Here is a 17,735-nt window from a genome sequence, read left to right on the forward strand (position 1 = left end):
GTCACTCTCCGACTGATTCCAGGGATGAAGTCGAAAAATAGTTACACAGTTGGGCCCGGCGCAGAAGAGGTCGGTACGGTTGGGCCATGCTGCGCCAGGCGACGGACGACGACGTCGACACCATCCGGGCTCTGCGCAACCAGCAGGCCAACCGCGACGTCAGCCTCACCGCGCACGAGATCTCCGCCGCCGAGCACGCGGGGTGGTGGGCCAGGACACGTACCGACCCGACCCGACAGGTGCTGATCTACGATCGCGACGGCCGGACCGCGGGCGTGGTGAACATCTTCGACCTGGACCCCGGCCGGAAGACCGCTGCCTGGGGATTCTTCCTCGACGCCGACGGCCTGGCCGAGACCGGCGAGACGCTGCCTGCCTGGATCGAGGTGATGAAGGAAGCCACCGGCTACGCCTTCGACACCCTCGGCCTGGACGAGCTGACCGGCGAGGTGCTCGAGCACAACACCGTCGTCCGGCAGATGAACCGGCGGTTCCGGTTCACCGAAGGCGAGCCCGAGATCCGCTCGGTCGACGGCCGCGAGCTCACCGTGCTGCCGATCACGCTGGCCAGGCAAGACCGCCGTACGCCGAAGGGAACCTCATGAGCGCCACCCGGACCATCGACTTCGGCGGCGTACCGATCGGGCCGGAGCACCGGCCGCTGGTGATCGCCGAGATGTCGGGCAACCACAACGGCGACTTCGAGCGGGCCCAGGAGATCGTCCGGGCGATGGGCGACACCGGCGTCCAGGCGCTCAAGCTGCAGGCCTACACCGCGGACACCATGACGCTGGACGTCGACCTGCCCGCGTTCCGGCTGCCGGGCGATCACAAGCTGTGGGCCGACCGGCACCTGCACGAGCTGTACGAAGAGGCGCACACGCCCTGGTCCTGGTTCGAGCCGTTGTTCGAGCTGGCCAACTCGCTCGGCATGGTCGCGTTCGCGTCGCCGTTCGACCAGACCGCGATCGACCTGCTGGAGAAGCTCGACGTGCCGGGCTACAAGGTCGCGTCCAACGAGATCGGCGACCTGCCGCTGGTCCGCGCGATGGCCGCGACCGGCAAGCCGGTGATCATCTCCACCGGCTCGGCGACGCTGACCGACATCGACGCGGCCGTCCGCGCCGCCCGCTCCACCGGCAACGAGCAGCTCGTCGTCCTCTCCTGTACGGCGAGCTACCCGGCCCCCGCCGACCAGTCGAACCTCCGCGGCATCCCCGTACTACGCGACGCCCTCGGCGTACAGGTCGGTCTCTCGGACCACACGATGGGCATCGGCGCCTCGATCGCGGCTGTCGCCCTCGGCGCGACAGTGATCGAGAAGCACGTCACCCTGTCCCGCTCCGACGGCGGCGTCGACTCGGCGTTCTCCCTCGAACCACACGAGGTCAGGGCCCTGGTCGAAGGCACCACCATCGCCCACGAGGCCCTCGGCGAGCCGATCATCGGCCCCAAACAAGCCGAACAGAACGTCCTCCGCTTCCGCCGCTCCCTCTACGTCACCCGCGACGTCAAGGCCGGCGAGCAGGTCTCCCCCGGCAACGTCCGCTCGGTCCGCCCAGCCGGCGGCCTCCCCCCGGACGCCTACACGACCGTCGAAGGCCGCCCCTTCCGCACCGACACCCCAGCCGGCACCGCCCTGACCTGGGACCTCCTGTAACCGCAGTTCGAAAGGCAAGTCGTGCTCGTCTCTGTTGTGGTGCCGTGCTACCGGTCGGCGGCGACTCTGCCGCGGCTGATCGACGAGCTGGTGCAGGTGTTGCCGGACGCGACGACCGGGTTCGAGATCGTGCTGGTGGTGGACGGGAGTCCGGACGACACCTGGCAGGTCGCGAGTGAGCTGGCGACGAAGTACGACGAGGTCCGGGCGATGCGGCTGGCGCGGAACTACGGGCAGCACAACGCGTTGATCGCCGGCGTGCGGAACGCGCGGTACGGCGTGGTGGTGACGATGGACGACGACCTGCAGCATCCCGCCGATCAGGTGCCGGTGTTGTTGCGGGCGCTGACCGACGACGTCGACCTGGTGTACGGCGTACCGGTCGAGGAGGAGCACGGGTTCGCGCGGAGCTTCTCGTCGCGGCTGGTCAAGGGGGCGCTGGCGTCGGCGATGGCGGTGCGGGACGCGCGGTCGATCAGCGCGTTCCGGGCCTTCCGGACCTTCCTGCGGGACGGGTTCGACGGGCTGGACGGGCCGCACGCGTCGGTCGACGTGGCGTTGTCGTGGTCCACGACACGGATTGCGCAGACCACGGTCCGGATGGAGCAGCGCGCCGACGGCCAGTCGAACTACACGACCTGGATGCTGATGAAGCACGCGCTCACCCTGATCACCGGGTACTCCGTGGAGCCGCTGCGGCTGGTCGGGTACCTCGGCTTCATCTGCGCGGTCTTCGGCGTCGGGCTGTTCGGCGTGATCATCGTCAAGTACGTCACCGGCGCGACCACGGTGGCCGGGTTCACCACCATCGCGTCGATGGTCGCGCTGTTCTCCGGCGCCCAGATGCTGGCCCTCGGCGTCCTCGGCGAGTACGTCGGCAGGCTGCACTCCGGCTCGATGGGCCGGCCGACCTACGTGATCCGTGAGCGCACCGACGTGGACGCCCACCCCGACATCAAGCGTGAGGCAGACTGACATGGAGTACCTCCTCTTCCCCGGCCGGCACCACGTGCTGACCCGGTTCCAGGCGGAGTTCCTGCGCCGGTACGACGCGACGATCGTCTGGGCGGTCACCTCGGCCAACCACCACACCACCAAGCGCAACCCGGTGCCCTTCGACCGGCGCGAGGCCGCGATCGAGCGGCTCAGCGTGGCGGTCGGGATCCGGTCGCTGGTGATCGGCGTGGTCGACACCCCACCGACCGACGACTTCGCCGACGTCACCATCAAGGCGGTCGAAGCCGGCACGGACGACCAGGTGCAGTTGCATCCGGGCAACACGGTCGTCGCCTGCTCGACGCCGGAGGTCGCCAAGCTCTACGAGCAGCTCGGCTACCAGGTGGTTGGGGTCGAGCCCGAGGACCAGCACCGGCCATGGGACGTCCTGCTGATGGTTGCTGAGGGCAATAAAGACTGGCGGAAGCTGGCCCACCCGGCGACCGTCGACGTCTTCGACCGCTACCACCTGGACGCGCACATCCAGCGCTGCGTGAACGATCCGGTGGTCGGCGACGACGGCGGGCTGACCACCACCCGCGACTACAAGACCTACGCGGACGCCTTCGAGACCGCGGCCGACCGCAAATGGCTGCAGATCAAGGACTTCGTCCGGCCCGGCCGGATCCTCGACATCGGCTGCGCGACCGGCGCGACCCTGCAACTCGTCGACGCCGACCCGCGGTTCCACGAGTCGGACCTGATCGGCGTCGAGGTCGCCCGGCACCTGTACGCCGAATGCGTGCACAAGAAGGAGCAAGGACTCTTCCACAACCCGAACGTCTACTTCTACCAGCGCAACATGCTCGGCTCGGCCGTCTTCACGCCCCGCTCGATCGACACCACGCTCACGCTGGCCCTGACCCACGAGATCTGGTCGTACGCCGACGGCTCGCGTCCGGAGACGGTCCAGCGGTTCGCGGACGCGGTGTTCGCACACACGGCGCCGGGCGGGGTCTGGGTGAACTCCGATGTCTGCGGCCCGGGCGAGCCGGAGCGGAGCGTAGTACTGGCGTTGGACGACAGTGACGGGGAGAACCCGGATGCCCCGGCCGAGCTGGAGGCGCTGGCGGATCCGGCGGCGTACATCTCCAAACTCTCCACCAGGGCACGGTTCTTCCAGTTCGCCCAGGACTTCCGGCGCAACGCCTCAGTGCCCTTCGAGTACTCCGAACGCGAGGGCAAGCTGGTCCTGCGACTGGCGGACGCGATGGACTTCCTGACCCGCAAGGACTACGTGGACAACTGGTTGAGCGAGACCCACGAGCAATTCTGCGGACTGAACTTCGCCGGCTGGTCAGCGGTCGCGCAGCAGGCCGGCTTCACCATCGACCCGGCCTCGAAGGCGTGGCGCAACGACTGGGTGATCGAGAACCGGATCGCTCCGGTCGCCTCGATCAGTACCGCCGACGGCGAGCCGGTCGACTGGCCGGACACCCACCAGTTGCTGGTCGCCCGCCGTTAGAAGCGGTTGCCCAGCTTCTTCTTGAGCCGGCGCTTCACCTTGTAGGCGAACTTGCGCGGGTTGCGGATCAGCGCGGCCTTGCGGATCACGGTGGTGACGGCGAAGGCGCGGGAGTTGCGGAAGCGGGTGCGCTCGGCGTTCGCCTTCTGCACCTGCAGACGCAGCTCGCGCAGGCGGGTCTCGCGGGTCTTGAGCGCCTTGTCGCGGAAGCCGAGGGTGCGCTCGAGCCCGAAGACGTGGCCCTGCAGCTCGAAGAGTTCGTGCTTGGCGCGCTCGGCGTCGGCCAGCGCGGTCCGGACGTCGGGCGCCGGGGTCTCCACGGTGCCGAGCACAGCGGCCAGCGCGGCGGCGATTTCCTTGCCTTGAGCAATTTGTTCGTCGGGGGCGCCGGACATCGCCAGCCAGGCGGTGACCAGGTCGTCGCCGATCATCCATGGCGGCCACGGGTGCCGTCGATGGTTGCCGATCAGCCTGGTGTGGAAGCGCTGCCAGGCCGCGGCGAGCAGTTCGGTGCGGTTGGCGTCGGCGATCCAGCCTGAGACGCCGAAGCCGAACGAGTCGCCGTCGACGACGATGTCGTCCCAGCGGAGTACTACCTGGTTGGTTTGCGCGAGGGCCCACTCGCCCAGTCGCGCGGCCAGTTCGCGGAAGGCGGGCACGTCCTCGGCGGCGGCGTAGCGGAAGAGGAGAGTCTCGACGCTGACACCACCAGAAACCTCAGCAGGCACGGCGGAAGCGTCGAAGGAGACATGCCGGGCTGAAAGATGAGTGGAACGGGGAGCCACGGTAGGTGCCTCGGAGGCAACAGCAGTAGTTGACCAGCCGGTGGAGGTCTGGTCGGCCGTGAGCACCGCGGGGCCGGTGCTGCTGTAGACGGCGTGCTCGACGGGAGCGCCTGTGGCCGCGAGCCAGCCGGTGGAGGTCGATACCAGCAGGCCTGCTCGGGAGGCGGTTTCGGCGGCTTCGGCGATCGGGGCCAGCAGGGGGACGTCGGTGGACTCAAGGGCCTCGATGGCCAGCCGGGTCGGCAGGGTGCCTGGGCGGGCGGCTGCGGCGACGTCCACTGCCAGCAGCGTCTTGTCAGAGAAGGACGCGTAGACGCTTTGCAGCGGCAAGCCAACGCGGGCCAGCTCGGAGGCCAACTGCACGGCGGAGACCGGGCGCGCCGGGTCGTCGTGGAGAGGACGCCACTCGTCGTCGCCGTGGCGATCCAAGGGTGGGCGGCGGTCGAGGAGGCTGGTGAGGGCGAACTCGTTCTCCAGGCCCAGCAGCAACACCGTCTCCGGAGTACAGAGTGCTGCCAAGGCGTCCAGGCGTTCCGGCCAGGTGAGGTCGTCGCTGTCGTAGCCCAGCACGCGGTCCAGGCCGTCCACTGCGACAACCGTCTCGTACGTCGTACCGGCGAGGCCGTCGAGGGCTCCCGCGATCACCTGCAGGTCAGGGAACTGCTCAGCCAGCGCGGCCGCATCCGAGACGGAGCGGACCAGCATGGTCGCGGTCGACGCCTTCTCGACGGCGACGGCGACCAGGTCGGCCGCGTGCGGGCCGACGATCAGGGTGCGTGCCCCAGCAGGGAGTACGTCGGTCAGCAGGGCCCGGAGCACCGGGCCTCCGACGGCCCCACGCTTGCCGCTGTAGTCGCTCCACGGCTGCATCTCACCGCGAACCACCTCGACGGCCAGCTGGTTGTCAGACACGCTCTCTCCAATCGAACAACATCCGAAGTTCGTCGGGCGGCATCATCCACGGCACGCCCAGTTCCAGCTCGGTGGTCGCCCGGGCAGCCGCCAGGTCGATCTCCTTGCCGAGCAGCTCCGGCCACAGCCGCGCGATCCGCGCCTCGCCGCCGAAGAGCGGATTCTCACCGGCCATCTGCATCGGGTCGCCGTACACGGCCGGCTCGCAGCCCGCCGCGATCCCGTAGAAGACCGCGGTGGACAGCCGGTTCGCGGCCACCCGCTTGTGCTTGCGCAGCTCAGCGAGCTGCTTGTAGAGGAACCGCGGATCCGTACCCTCGTAGGAGAAACCGCGGCGGCCGAAGGAGACCACCCGGAACCCGGCGTCCTCGTACGCGTGCCGGATCTCCGGCCGGTCGTACTCGGTGTAGTAGAGGCTGAAGGTGACCGGCCCGGGCTCGGTCTCGCGGATCTCGTCGATCAGGCGCTTGTGATCGCCCTCGATCTTGCCGCCCTCCCAGCCGTGGAACAGGAACCAGAGCGTGCCTTCGCGCTCCTCCTCCGGCACCACCGCCAGCTCCGGCTCGAGGTCCAGCAGGTAGAGGAAAGGCGCGCCGATGCTGTGGTAGTTCCGCCGGCCGAGCGCGTGTCCGCGGCGGCGCGGCGCGTCACTCCAGGTGAAGCGCCAGGCACCGTCGTAGAACTCGTGCACCGGGTTCCAGCCGTCGCCGATGTTCCAGCCGTGCTGCAGGTAGCCGCGCAGCCGGGGCGGGTAGGCATCGTTCAGCCCGGCGTACCGGGCCAGGATGTGCGCCTGACCGTAGTAGTGGTTGTGGTGGTGCATCAGCGAACCTCGACATGAAGAGTGCCTGCGTGCGGCCGGACTCCGAGTGTGTGCCCGTCCCGCTCGATCACCAAAGGCAACCGGCTGGCCAGGAACGGCTCGCACTGCACGGCCTGCGCCGAACCGTCCGCCGAGACCGCGAACAGCACCCAGTCCGCCAGGCTGGCCAGCGGATCGACCGCGTGTGCGACCGGGTTGGCCGGGATCAGGGCGGGCAGCTTCACCGAAGCCGACCAGTGCCCACCCGACAGCCGGCTGCGGCAGACCACGTCCAGGTGGTCGTCGGAGTCGTCCAGATAGCGCCGCCAGCTGAAGCTGTGGGTGACATCGGTCAGCGGCCCGCTGATTCGCAATTCGTTGCTCTCAGCAACAACTGCGACCCGCTCGGCGACCAGCCGGGCAGGTCCCTCGTGCAGGTTGACGTAGCCGCCGGTCGATCGGGTCAGCGAGACCAGCCGGCCGCGCTCCAGGTGGTTGACGGCCTGCTCCTCGGCCGTCCAGAGCAGCAGCTTCTCGGTGCCGTCGCTGCCGACCAGGCGGAACGCCCAGGTGGTGCGCTGACTGAACGGGTCGTCCGGGTTGGTCTCCGCGATGATCGGCGCATAAGGGATCCGGACGCTGAACCGCCGGTCGCTCGACAGCTCGACCGACAACACCTGGTCCTGTCCCGACAGCGGCCGGGTCAGCTGCAGTTCGGGATTGTCGAGGGCGGCGGGGACGCGACCACGCAGTACCAGGGCGTCTTCGTACTGCTCGACCGAGGTCAGCCGGCACGGGTCGACCATCCGGCGCAGTACGAAGGCTCCGTCGGCGCCGGGACCGGGCTGGACCCAGCTGTTCGAGCAGATCCAGCTGCCGGGCGGCCAGCCCGGGCTGCCTGCCTTCTGCCCGCGCAACTTGCCTTCGCGCCGAGCCTTCCCCGACCTCATCCGTACTGCGAAGTGCGCCGGCGCCCCCGTCGCGGCCAGCTTGCCCAGCAACGGCTTGTCGAGGTGCACCTCGAACCCGACCGGGGCCAGGTCGCCGTGCGAGTCGGTGGCGTCGTACCGGCGGACGGCGAGCGGCGTCTCGGTGCCGTCGATGACCAGCGCGATCCGGAGCGCCGCCGAGGCGTCGGTCGCCAGGTGGCGGATCTCGGCGGTGCCCTTGATCGACAGGCCGCCGTCGCGCCAGGCCAGGTCCTGCACGGTCGTCGCGAGCGTCAGTTCGCGCGCGGGCAACTGGTAGAGCGAACGCGGGATCGCCGTGTTCGGCTCGTGCACACCCGGGTAGTTGTGCTCGAACTGGCGACGCCGGCCCGGCTTGGCCAGAGCGCGAGCGCCGCCGCGCAGGCCGCCGTCGTTGCGGAAGTTCGCGAGGCGGCGGAGCAGGTCGACGTCCCCGGCTCGCAGGGCGGCGTGCTGCAGCCGGTCGTAGCCGTGAGCGCGGCTGAGCACCGAGCGATCCAGCCGCTCCAGGAAGCGGGAGGCGAGCAGTACCAGCTCCTGCTCCTCCGACTCCGGCACCGGACCGAAGGCCATCATCAGCGTCAGCATGTCGATCTGGGTGAAGTGCGAGTGCACCCTCCGCCTGATCTCGCCCAGGCCGGCCTGGCCCGAGTCGATCAGGTCGAGCACCAGCTCGGCCGACGTGACCCGGTCGGCCAGGTTGCCGAACTGGAACTTCTGCTGGGTGATCGACTCGCCGGACTCGCGCTCGCGCCAGTAGTAGACCGGCACCGAGAGCGCGTCGACGGTGACCGCGTCGAGATGGGCCTGCAGGGTGACCGGGTAGTCCTCGTAGCGGATCGCCGGGAACTCGTAGCCGTGCTCGTCCCAGAAGGACCGCCGGTAGACCTTGTTCCAGATCATCCGGTCCAGGATCAGGTCGGGCGTCTCGATCACGTGGGTCGCGATCCGGTCCTTGGCGAACGGCAGCCGGTGGATCCACGACGGCCGGACCCCGGCGCTGTTGTTGAACCGTCGCGCGTTGCCGCCGGCGAAGCAGGAGCCGGTCTCGTCGAGGCTGTGGATCAACCGCTCGAACCCGTGCCGGCTGACCAGGTCGTCGCTGTCGACGAAGGTCAGGTACTCACCGCGGGCTTCCCGGACGCCGGTGTTGCGGGCCGGCCCGAGGCCCTGGTTGTGCTGCTCGACGATCCGGAACCGGGAGTCGCGGCCGCAGAAGTCCTTCGCGATCGCGGCGCTGTCGTCCGGCGACCCGTCGTCGACCAGGATCGCCTCGAAGTCCGCGAAGGTCTGCCGGGCGATCGACTCGAGGCAGTCCCCGATGTACTCCCCGACGTTGTAGAACGGCACAACCACGCTCAGCCGCGGCGTCACAACTGCTTCTGTCTCCTCGGCTCAGTTCGTTCGGTTCGTCATGCTAGCAGTAACCGATCGGCTACTAAGTGCACTGTCAGCAAGGTGTGGACAGGCTCGAATCCGTACCTCGCCCAGGCCCGCTGCACCCCAGTGTTATGCCCCTGGGTGGAGATCACCAAGCGTCTCGCCGTGCTCGCGTCCTCGACCGCGGCGAGCAGATGCCCGTACCGTCCACGGCCCTGCTCAGCCGGTACCACGCCGGCCAGCTGGACCTCGGTCCACGAGCGCTCCTGGTCGACCGTCGCCAGGGCGAGCACCCGGCGATCCGGCCCACGCAGTACGACGGCGCCTGACTCGGCGACGCTGCGCCGGGCCCACTCCTGGTACCCGGCGAGTGCCTCGGAGCGCTTGAACAGCGGGTTCGCGCAGTAGTGGTTGCCGTAGTCGCCGAAGATGTCGCCGACCAGGTCGTCCACGAGTTCGTCGTCGACCGCCTTCTCCAGGCTCGCGTTGAACCCGGCCAGTGGCGCCGGGCGACGGCCCTTGCCGACCGGGAGAGCCCAGTAGACGAGGCTGTCGGCCAGTAGCGCAGTACGGGAGCCGGTGGCGAGTGCCGCGAACCAGTGCACCTCGCGCGCGGGGTAGCGCAGTACGACGACGTCGGCGGTGGACTTGTCGACAGCGGCGAGCACCTCGTCCAGCGGAGTACCGGCTGAGGCTGAGACGGAGATGCGGTCCACCGAGACGCCGAAACGCTTCGACTCGTACTCACCCGGCTTGCTGGTCAGCTCGCCGGACTCCAGGGCGTCGTACCAACTCATGCGGCAACCAGGTCGTAGGAGTGGACGCCGTCGATGACACGGCTCTGTTCGTCTGCTGTCAGTTGGCTGAACAGCGGCAGGCGCACCAGCCGGCCGCTGACCAGCTCGGTGATGTCGCAGCCGCCGGGGGCGACCCGGCCGTAGCGTTCACCGGCCGGCGACGAGTGCAGTGGGACGTAGTGGAACGGGGCGGTGATGTTGAGCTCGCGCAGGTGGGCGATCAGGCCCTGCTGGTCTTCCGGCGACGGCATCAGCAGGTAGTAGAGGTGCGCTGGGTGCACGCACTCGGCCGGCACGGTCGGTACGCCGACTCCCCGCGAGGCGGCCCAGACGGCGAGCTCTTCGTCGTACCGCTGCCAGATCGCGTGCCGCGGGGTCTGGATCTTGTCGAACTGCTCCAGCTGGGCCGTGAGAAACGCTGCCAGCGGATCGGCAGGGAGATAGCTGGAGCCGAGGTCGACCCAGCGGTACTTGTCCACCTGGCCTCGGAAGAACTGGCTGCGGTTGGTGCCCTTCTCCCGGATCACCTCGGCTCGGGCGACCAGGTCGGCGTCGTTGAGCACCAGTGCGCCGCCCTCGCCGCAGTGCACGTTCTTGGTCCCGTGGAACGACTGTGTCGCCATCAGACCGAAGGAACCGAGCGGGCGACCCTTGTAGGTCCCACCGAGCCCGTGCGCGTTGTCCTCGATCACCGCCAGCCCGTACTGCGCCGCGACCGCCAGTACCTCGTTCATGGCTGCCGCGACCCCCGCGTAGTGGACGACCACGATCGCCTTGGTCCGCTCGGTGACGGCGGCTTCCAGTTGGGTCTCGTCCAGGTTCAGCGTGTCCGGGCGGATGTCGACGAAGACGGGGACCGCGCCGCGCAGTACGTAGGCGTTGGCGGTGGAGACGAAGGTGAACGACGGCATGATCACCTCGTCGCCCGGCCCGAGGTCGAGCAGCAGCGCGGTCAGCTCCAGCGCGTGCGTGCACGAGGTGGTCAGCAGCGCCGCGATTCCGCCGGTGAGCTTGGTGATCAGCTCGGTCGCACGGGCGGTGAAAGGGCCGTCGCCGGTGACCGCGGCAGAGGTGAACGACTGGTTCACGTAGGCAAGCTCGTCACCCGCCAGGTATGCCTTGACGAACGGGATGGGTGACAACTCCGGCATGGGTCCGGAGCTTACCGCTGGTCTTCTTGCTGGGCCTCGATCGCCTCGGCGTAGCTGTGGTGGCCGGGGTCTTCGAGGCTGTCGTAGCCGACCAGGAACTGCGGACGCTTCTGGCTCGACTGGAACAAGCGAGCGACGTACTCGCCCAACAGACCGAGGCAGAGCAACTGGATGGCGCCGATGACTCCTACGGCCAGCACTGTCGACGTCCAGCCGGGGATGCTGTTGCCCGCCAGCTTGATGACCAGCGCGGCGATCACCACCCCGAAGGACAGCAGCCCGCCGAGCAGACCGAGCCAAGTGGCCAGCCGCAGCGGCGCCGCCGAGAACGCGGTCACACTGTCGAAGGCCAGCCGGAACATCTTCGACCAGTTGTACTTCGTCACGCCTGCCGCCCGCTCGGCGCGGACGTAGGCGACCTCTGCGCTCGGGAACCCCAGCCACGGGATCACCAGCCGGAACACCCGCCCGTCCTCGGGCAACGCGTTCACCGCTTCGACCACCCGGTGCGAGACCAGCCGGAAGTCGCCGGCGTCGAACGGGATCTGCTTGCCGACCAGGCGGCACATCAGCCGGTAGTACATCCGGGCGGTCGTTCGCTTCGGCCAGGAGTCGCTCGAGCGGTCGGAGCGGACGCCGTACACGACGTCGACATCCTGGTCGCGCGCTGTGGCGAGCAGGTCGGCGATGACCTCCGGCGGGTCCTGCAGGTCGGCGTCGATGGTGACGAGGTACTCCCCGCGGGCCTTGCGGAAGCCCGCCGACAGGGCGGCCTGGTGACCGGAGTTGCGGAGCAGGCGGACCAGCCGGAGCTGCGGCCAGGTGGCGGCCGCCTCGGTGACCAGTGCGGCCGTCTTGTCCCGGCTGCCGTCGTCGACCACCAGTACTTCGTAGGCGATTCCGAGCCCGTCCAGCAGCGGGTGCATCCGCTCGAAGAAGATCGGCAGCACCTCTTCCTCGTCGTACATCGGCACGACGACGGACAGAACAGGCTGAGCTGCCATTGCGGACCTCCCTTGCGAGGGAGGCTACTCGGACCCTGCGCAGTTAGGCTGCGGTGGTGTCAATCATGACGGGCGATGCGCCTCGCGCCACCAGCCTCGCCGCACGTCGGCGCGAGGCGGCCCTGCTCCGGGAGAGCGCCCGTCAGCTTGAGAAAGCCCGCGAGATCGAGGAGAGCCGCCTGCGGGAGGCCGCTCGATTGCGGGCCTCGTCGCGGAAGTTCCGGGCTGTCATCCGGCCACCGCAAGCTCCGCCCCGGCAGGACCCGGAGACACTGACCGCACGTCTGGTGAAGGTCGGCGCGGGGATCGCCTTGGCCGGGCTGGCGATCTGGTTGATGGCTGGGCACGCGTCCGGGGACAGCATCGTGGCGCTGCTGCGGTTCTGGGTCTTCGGGCTGACGCTGCCGGGCTTCATCCTCTGGCGGCTGGCCAGCCCGGTCCGGCACAACCTGATCGAGGACATCGCCGCCGGCTCGCTGGTTGGCGTGTCCATCCTGCTGCTGGTCTATATGGCGGTCGCACCGCTCGGGCTGCAGCAGTGGGCCTGGCTGTGGGCTGCGCCTGTCTTGCTGGTCGCCGTGTCCGTCCCGACGTGGCGCAAACGAGTACTGAGCAAGGTGGAGCGCCCAGTCCATCCGCTGACCGCCTGGCTGATCGTGCTGGCTTGCGCCCTGCCGGTGTACGGCACTGGCCGCTACCGGAACCTGCTGCCGGCGCCGTACACGGATGCCCGCTCCAACTCGCCTGACATGGCCTTCCACCAAGCGCTGTCGGCCAGTGCGAAGTACGACTTCCCGCTGCAGGCGCCGTACGTCAGTGGTGAGCAGATGGACTACCACTACTTCTGGCACCAGTTCACGGCCGCCACCTCGTGGGCGACCGGTGTGGACCTGACCGACCTCGTCTACACGATCGGCTGGGTGCCGCTGCTGATCGCCGGGGTCGCGCTGATCTTCGCGCTCACCGACCGGCTGGCACCGAGCTCGCGCTGGGCCGGACCGCTCGCCATCGCGGTCGCCGCGATCGGCGGTACGGTCAGCGCTTATCCACAGGCCTCGCTGCTGTCCGAAGGCCTGATGAACTACGTCTGGGGCAGCCCGACCCAGAACCTCGGCGGCGCGCTGATCACCCTGCTGGCGATCCTCGGGGTCGACCTGCTGCGCGGCCGCAGCGCGCCCTCTTCGTGGTTGCTGTTCGTCGTGATCGCCGCGGCCGGGTCGGGCTCGAAGGCGACCGTGCTGCCGCTGATCATCTGCGGACTCGCGCTGGTCGTCTTCATCCGGCTCTGCTACGGCCGGCTGTCCGGGGTGGCGCTGCTGATCGCCGCCGTCCTGGGTGGAATCTTCGCCACCTCGATCGTGGTGGTGTTCGGCATGCACTCGTCCGGGCTCGCGGTGAAGCCCTGGGTGACGTTCGCCAAGATCGGCATCTATCCGCTGATCGCCGATCCGCTGCCGTCCGGCCAGTTCGACCACGGCGCCATGTGGATCAGCGGGATCACCGCCTGCCTCGGCCTGGTGCTAGGCTCGGCCGGGCTGCTGATCCTGGTCGGCAGCGCGGCCCGCTGGTTCCGCGATCCGGGCACGATCTTCCTGGTCGGCATCTCGATCGCCGGGTTCTGCGCGATGCTGCTGACCGACCAGCCGGGGACCAGCCAGCTGTACTTCCACCGCACCGCAGTACCGGTGATCGCGGCGCTCGCGGCCTCGGGGGTGTGGATGGTGGTGTTCTGGTTCGCCGACAAACGCTCCGACCTGATCGTGCTCGCGTCGGTCGCCGGTGGGATCGGCGCGACCGCCGCGGCCCGGGCGATCGTGCGGTCGGACGCGAAACCGTTCCGGCAGGCCGATGGATCGCTGCACGGGCTGATCGGGCCGTGGGTGTGGACGATCGCGCTGTTGCTGCTGGTCGCCGCCGCGGTCACCGGTCTGTGGAAGCTCGGGCATCGCCGCGGACGGCCGACCCGGATCGCGCTGGCGTCCTTCATGCTCGCGGGGATGGGCGCCGGTTTGTTCCTGCCGATCCAGGCGATGGCGGAGTACAAGCCGGTCACGCTCGCGCCGCAGACCGACAAGCAGCTGCTCGGCCCGACCAAGAGCCAGGCCGACGCGGCGCGCTGGCTGCGCGAGCACGCGGCGCCGGGTGAACTGATCGCGACCAACGCGCACTGCGCGATGAAGAACACCATCGGCTGCGACGCCCGGCACTTCTGGATCTCAGCATTGTCGGAGCGGCACGTGCTGATCGAGGGCTGGGGCTACACGAACACCCTGAACGACCTGGTCGCCGGCACCGGGATGGGCCCGAACTCGCTGCCGTTCTGGGACCAGCCCCGGTTGCAGGACAACGACATCGTCTTCGTCGCGCCGACGCGGGACAACCTGCGGGTCCTGCGGGAGAAGTACGGCGTCCGCTGGCTGTACGCCGACCCGACTCAGACGATCGTCTCAAGCACCCTGAACAGTCTGGCCACCCTGCGCTTCCGGACCCCCGACGCGTTGGTCTACGAGCTTCGCTAAGTAACAGCACGGCTACTCATAGGAGCCGGTGCGGCATTAGGGTGACGCCCATGCACTCCAGGGCTCGACGGCGCGGGCCGAGGGAAACCGGCGCCGGCACCCTTGCCGGGCGAATGGCCGCGCTTCCGGTCCTGTTGCTGGTCTTGGTGCTCCTGATCGCCCGGGCGCCGGTCTTCGACGTGCTGAAGTTCGGCCTGTTCCTGATGGTCGGCGTGCTGCTGCCGGGGCTGGTGATCTGGCGGCTGATCGGCGCGTACCGCCGCAATCTGGTGGAGGACTTCGCGGCCGGCTTCGCGATCGGCACGGCGGCCCAGTTGATCGTCTACCTGGCCGCGTCCTCGGTGGGGCTGCAACGCTGGGCCTGGGGCTGGGCGCCGATCGTGCTCGTCCTCGGCGTCCTGGATCGCGATGTCCGCAACCGCGTCTGGCGCCGGGTCGAGGCCCCGCTCGCGCCGCTGACCGCGTGGCTGTTGTCGCTGGCCACCGCTCTGGTGCTGTTCGCGATCTACCGCAACGGCCCGGAGCGCTACGCACCGGCGTACGCCGATCCGCTGGTCAGCGATCCGGGGATGGCCTTCCACCAGGCACTCGCGGCCAGCGCGAAGGCCGATGTGCCGATCGTGCCGTTGTGGGTCGGCGGCGAGCCGATGAAGTTCCACACCTTCTTCCACCAGGTCACCGCGGCGACCTCGTGGGCAACCGGGATCGACCTCACTCAACTGATCTACACGCTGATCTGGCTGCCGTTCGCGTTGGCCGGCTGCGCGCTGGTGTTCGCGTTGACGCAGCGGTTCATCCAGCCCGGTGAGAATGCTGCTGCCTTGTGGGCCGGGCCGCTCGCCGTACTGGTGGCTGGGCTCGGCGGGGCGTTGGAGCCGCTGCACGATCTGTCGGTCGGCGGGGTGTCGATGGTGTCCGGGGCTTATCTGAGCCCCACCCAGAACCTCGGGCTGATGTTCGCGCTCGTGCTGGCCGTGCTCGCGATCGACGTACTGCGTAAGCAGCCGCCGCGGAGTCGCTGGTTGCTGCTGCTCCTGGTCGCGTTGGCCGCGGCCGGCGCCAAGGCGACCGTGCTGCCGATGGCGGTCTGCGGGTTTCTGCTGGTGTTCCTGTTCCGCCGGTCGACCCGGAACGCGTTCTTCGGCGTCGTGATCGCGCTCGGGCTGTTCATCGGCTCGGTGGTGGTGGTCTTCGGCGGCGAGTCGTCCGGGTTGCAGGTGAAGTTCGGCGAGCTGTTCACGCAGCTTCCGCCGTACGAGTCGATCTTGGGCGCGGTCGAGACGGAGCAGCGGGCCAAGCTGATCAGTGCGGTGGTGATCCTTGCTGCCTGGGGGCTCGCGGTGGTCGGGGTGCTGTTCCTGCGGCGGTTCTGGCGGGATCCGGGTGGGATCTACATCGCGGGATTTGCGATCGGCGGGTTCGTGGCGGCGCTGGTGACCAGTCAGCCGTTGTCGTTCTACCGGATGGCCTTTCCGTTCCTGGCGGTGCTGTCCTGTGTGGGGCTGGCGCGGCTGGTCGAGCGGTTGGAGGATCGCCGGAGTGCCGCACTGGTGGCGGTTGCCGCTGGGCTCGGGGTGGTCGGTTGTGGTGTTGCTCGCTGGACCTCGGCGGATCTTCGGGGTGTCAAGGAGCCGTTGATCTGGACGGTCGCGGCGCTGGTGGCAGTCGGCCTTGTGGTGGCAGTCGGTTGGAAGCTCGGCCGACGCAAGGGTGGTCTGGTGACGGCCTTCTGCGCTGCGCTGGTCACGGCGAGCATGGTCGGTGCGGCCACGCTGCCGGTGTTCGGGCTGGTGTCGGAGCAGGCGAGCAATGTCGTCTACGGCCGACCGGGTCGCGACGGGCCGACCGAGGCCCAGGCGGATGCCGCCCGGTGGCTGAAGGAGAACACTCCGGCCGATGATCTGGTCGCCACCAACGCGCATTGCCTCACCCAGACGAGCGTCACCTGCGACAGCCGGCACTTCTGGATCGCGGCGCTGTCCGAGCGGCAGGTGCTGATCGAAGGCTGGGTCCGGACCAACAGGTCCACCCGTATCTCGGCCACTACCGGGGTCGAGGCGAGCCAGGTGCCGTACTGGAACAAGGACCAACTCGCGGCGAACGACGCTACTTTCACGTCACCGTCGGAGGCGATCATCCAGCGGCTGCGGAAGCTGGGCGTGCGATGGCTGTACGCCGACAACCGGGCCGGTCTGGTGTCGCCGCAGCTGAAGCAATATGTGCGGCTGCGGCACGCGACGCTGGACGCGACGATCTACGAGATCAGGTGAAGCAACGCATCGGCCACACGTGCTCGGCCCTGACCGTCTACTAATTTCCACCCTGCTTGGGCTAGCTGTGCGCGCTCTTGCGGGTCGGTCAGCAAGGTCCGTAGTGCTGCGGCTGCTTCTGTTGGATCTGCCTTGAGCGCGGCGAGTGTGCCGACACCTGCTGCCGCACCGGTGGCTACTGCTCGCTCATAGCCCATCTCCTGGTTGTCCACGACGCAGACGAGTCCTGCTGTGGCGCCTAGGCACAGCAGCTCCCAGGTCGACGTACCGGAAGCGCTGACGACCAGGTCGGACTCCACCACTGCCTGTGCGAGCTGCGAGGTCGGGCCGATCACCTGCACCTGCTGCCCTTGTTGCAGCGGTACTGCGCCGATCGCCTGGACCAGTTGCTCATCGGGCGCGACCACTGTCGCCTCAAACGGAACACCTGTCGCAGCCAGCGCTCGTACGACGTACGGGCCGGCTCCGTAGGCATCAGTGCCGCCGAAGAACGCGAACACCTTCGGCACCCCGCCCTGCCGGAGTACCGGCGGCTCGGTCGGGCGCAGCGCGAGCACCTCGTCGCGAAGCAACACGTAGTCGAGCCCAGCCAGCCGTACTGCGCCTGCAGGCAGCACAGGCTGGTCGAACTCGGCTCCCAGGTTCTGATCCACCAGTACGTCGGCATCGCCGCCACGAAGGTCGCCGTCCACGATCGCCAGCGTGGGCACCCCGGACCGGCGTACTGCGCTGAACACCTCGCCCGGCAGATCGTAGGAGTCGAACACCACCGCATCGAGCCGCAACCGCTCGACCAGCGCCAGGTGCTCGTCCGGCGTCCACACCGCCGCCTCGATCGCGATCCCCCGCCCGCGGATCTGCTCGTCCGCCCACGGCACCGTCCCGCTGTCGCAGACGAACACCACCTCGACCCCGCGCCCGCGCAGCTCCTCCGCGAAGGCCAGACTCCGCATCACGTGCCCGACCCCGCGCCGGACCCCCACGTCACACCTGACCCCAACCCGCAGCATGTCCAGACCGTATCCG

13 protein-coding genes are annotated in these 17,735 nt (G+C 68.8%); 6 read left to right on the forward strand and 7 right to left on the reverse strand.

What is annotated here, in order from left to right:
* The first annotated feature begins 86 nt into the window (after positions 1–86).
* Genes AB0P21_RS29355 through AB0P21_RS29370 form a run of 4 tightly spaced genes read left to right on the forward strand, consistent with a single transcriptional unit; the run spans position 87 to position 4,121 of the window.
* Positions 87–605, forward strand: a complete 519-nt coding sequence (locus tag AB0P21_RS29355) for a GNAT family N-acetyltransferase (RefSeq protein WP_363700464.1) — start codon at positions 87–89, stop codon at positions 603–605.
* Positions 602–1,660: a pseudaminic acid synthase gene (pseI, locus tag AB0P21_RS29360; RefSeq protein ID WP_363700465.1), complete on the forward strand. Its 1,059-nt coding sequence runs from the start codon at positions 602–604 to the stop codon at positions 1,658–1,660. Before AB0P21_RS29355 ends, pseI begins: the two co-directional genes overlap by 4 nt.
* Before the next feature lie 21 nt (positions 1,661–1,681).
* On the forward strand, positions 1,682–2,635 hold the full coding sequence (locus tag AB0P21_RS29365; RefSeq protein WP_363700466.1) for a glycosyltransferase family 2 protein: 954 nt from the start codon (positions 1,682–1,684) through the stop codon (positions 2,633–2,635).
* 1 nt (position 2,636) lies between these two features.
* Positions 2,637–4,121, forward strand: coding sequence for a class I SAM-dependent methyltransferase (locus AB0P21_RS29370; protein WP_363700467.1), 1,485 nt, complete (start codon positions 2,637–2,639; stop codon positions 4,119–4,121).
* Here the strand turns inward: AB0P21_RS29370 and AB0P21_RS29375 are convergent.
* The 6 genes from AB0P21_RS29375 to AB0P21_RS29400 are packed head-to-tail and all read right to left on the reverse strand — an operon-like array spanning position 4,118 to position 11,920.
* Positions 4,118–5,818, reverse strand: coding sequence for a hypothetical protein (locus tag AB0P21_RS29375; protein WP_363700468.1), 1,701 nt, complete (start codon positions 5,816–5,818; stop codon positions 4,118–4,120). The two genes, AB0P21_RS29370 and AB0P21_RS29375, sit on opposite strands and share 4 nt — an antisense overlap.
* Complete coding sequence (locus tag AB0P21_RS29380) at positions 5,811–6,641, reverse strand: hypothetical protein (RefSeq protein ID WP_363700469.1); 831 nt, start codon at positions 6,639–6,641, stop codon at positions 5,811–5,813. Before AB0P21_RS29380 ends, AB0P21_RS29375 begins: the two co-directional genes overlap by 8 nt.
* Positions 6,641–8,962: a glycosyltransferase gene (locus AB0P21_RS29385; protein ID WP_363700470.1), complete on the reverse strand. Its 2,322-nt coding sequence runs from the start codon at positions 8,960–8,962 to the stop codon at positions 6,641–6,643. The genes AB0P21_RS29380 and AB0P21_RS29385 overlap by 1 nt, the downstream gene beginning before the upstream one ends.
* A gap of 38 nt (positions 8,963–9,000) precedes the next feature.
* Complete coding sequence (locus tag AB0P21_RS29390; protein WP_363700471.1) at positions 9,001–9,765, reverse strand: N-acetyltransferase; 765 nt, start codon at positions 9,763–9,765, stop codon at positions 9,001–9,003.
* The gene (gene rffA / locus AB0P21_RS29395; protein WP_363700472.1) at positions 9,762–10,916 is read right to left on the reverse strand and encodes a dTDP-4-amino-4,6-dideoxygalactose transaminase; all 1,155 of its coding nucleotides are present in this window, start codon (positions 10,914–10,916) and stop codon (positions 9,762–9,764) included. The genes AB0P21_RS29390 and rffA overlap by 4 nt, the downstream gene beginning before the upstream one ends.
* Positions 10,917–10,927: 11 nt before the next feature.
* Positions 10,928–11,920 carry a glycosyltransferase family 2 protein gene (locus AB0P21_RS29400; protein WP_363700473.1) on the reverse strand — a complete coding sequence of 331 codons (993 nt, stop codon included), beginning with the start codon at positions 11,918–11,920 and terminating at the stop codon, positions 10,928–10,930.
* A 65-nt stretch (positions 11,921–11,985) separates the two neighbouring features.
* Between AB0P21_RS29400 and AB0P21_RS29405 the strand changes: the two genes are divergently transcribed.
* Positions 11,986–14,439, forward strand: coding sequence for a hypothetical protein (locus AB0P21_RS29405; RefSeq protein ID WP_363701261.1), 2,454 nt, complete (start codon positions 11,986–11,988; stop codon positions 14,437–14,439).
* Positions 14,440–14,489: 50 nt separating this feature from the next.
* On the forward strand, positions 14,490–16,709 hold the full coding sequence (locus AB0P21_RS29410) for a hypothetical protein (RefSeq protein ID WP_363700474.1): 2,220 nt from the start codon (positions 14,490–14,492) through the stop codon (positions 16,707–16,709).
* Here AB0P21_RS29410 and AB0P21_RS29415 read toward each other — a convergent pair.
* Positions 16,694–17,719, reverse strand: coding sequence for a spore coat protein (locus AB0P21_RS29415; protein WP_363700475.1), 1,026 nt, complete (start codon positions 17,717–17,719; stop codon positions 16,694–16,696). The two genes, AB0P21_RS29410 and AB0P21_RS29415, sit on opposite strands and share 16 nt — an antisense overlap.
* Positions 17,720–17,735 lie beyond the last annotated feature (16 nt).

Source organism: Kribbella sp. NPDC056861, assembly GCF_040687575.1.
Lineage (GTDB): Bacteria > Actinomycetota > Actinomycetes > Propionibacteriales > Kribbellaceae > Kribbella.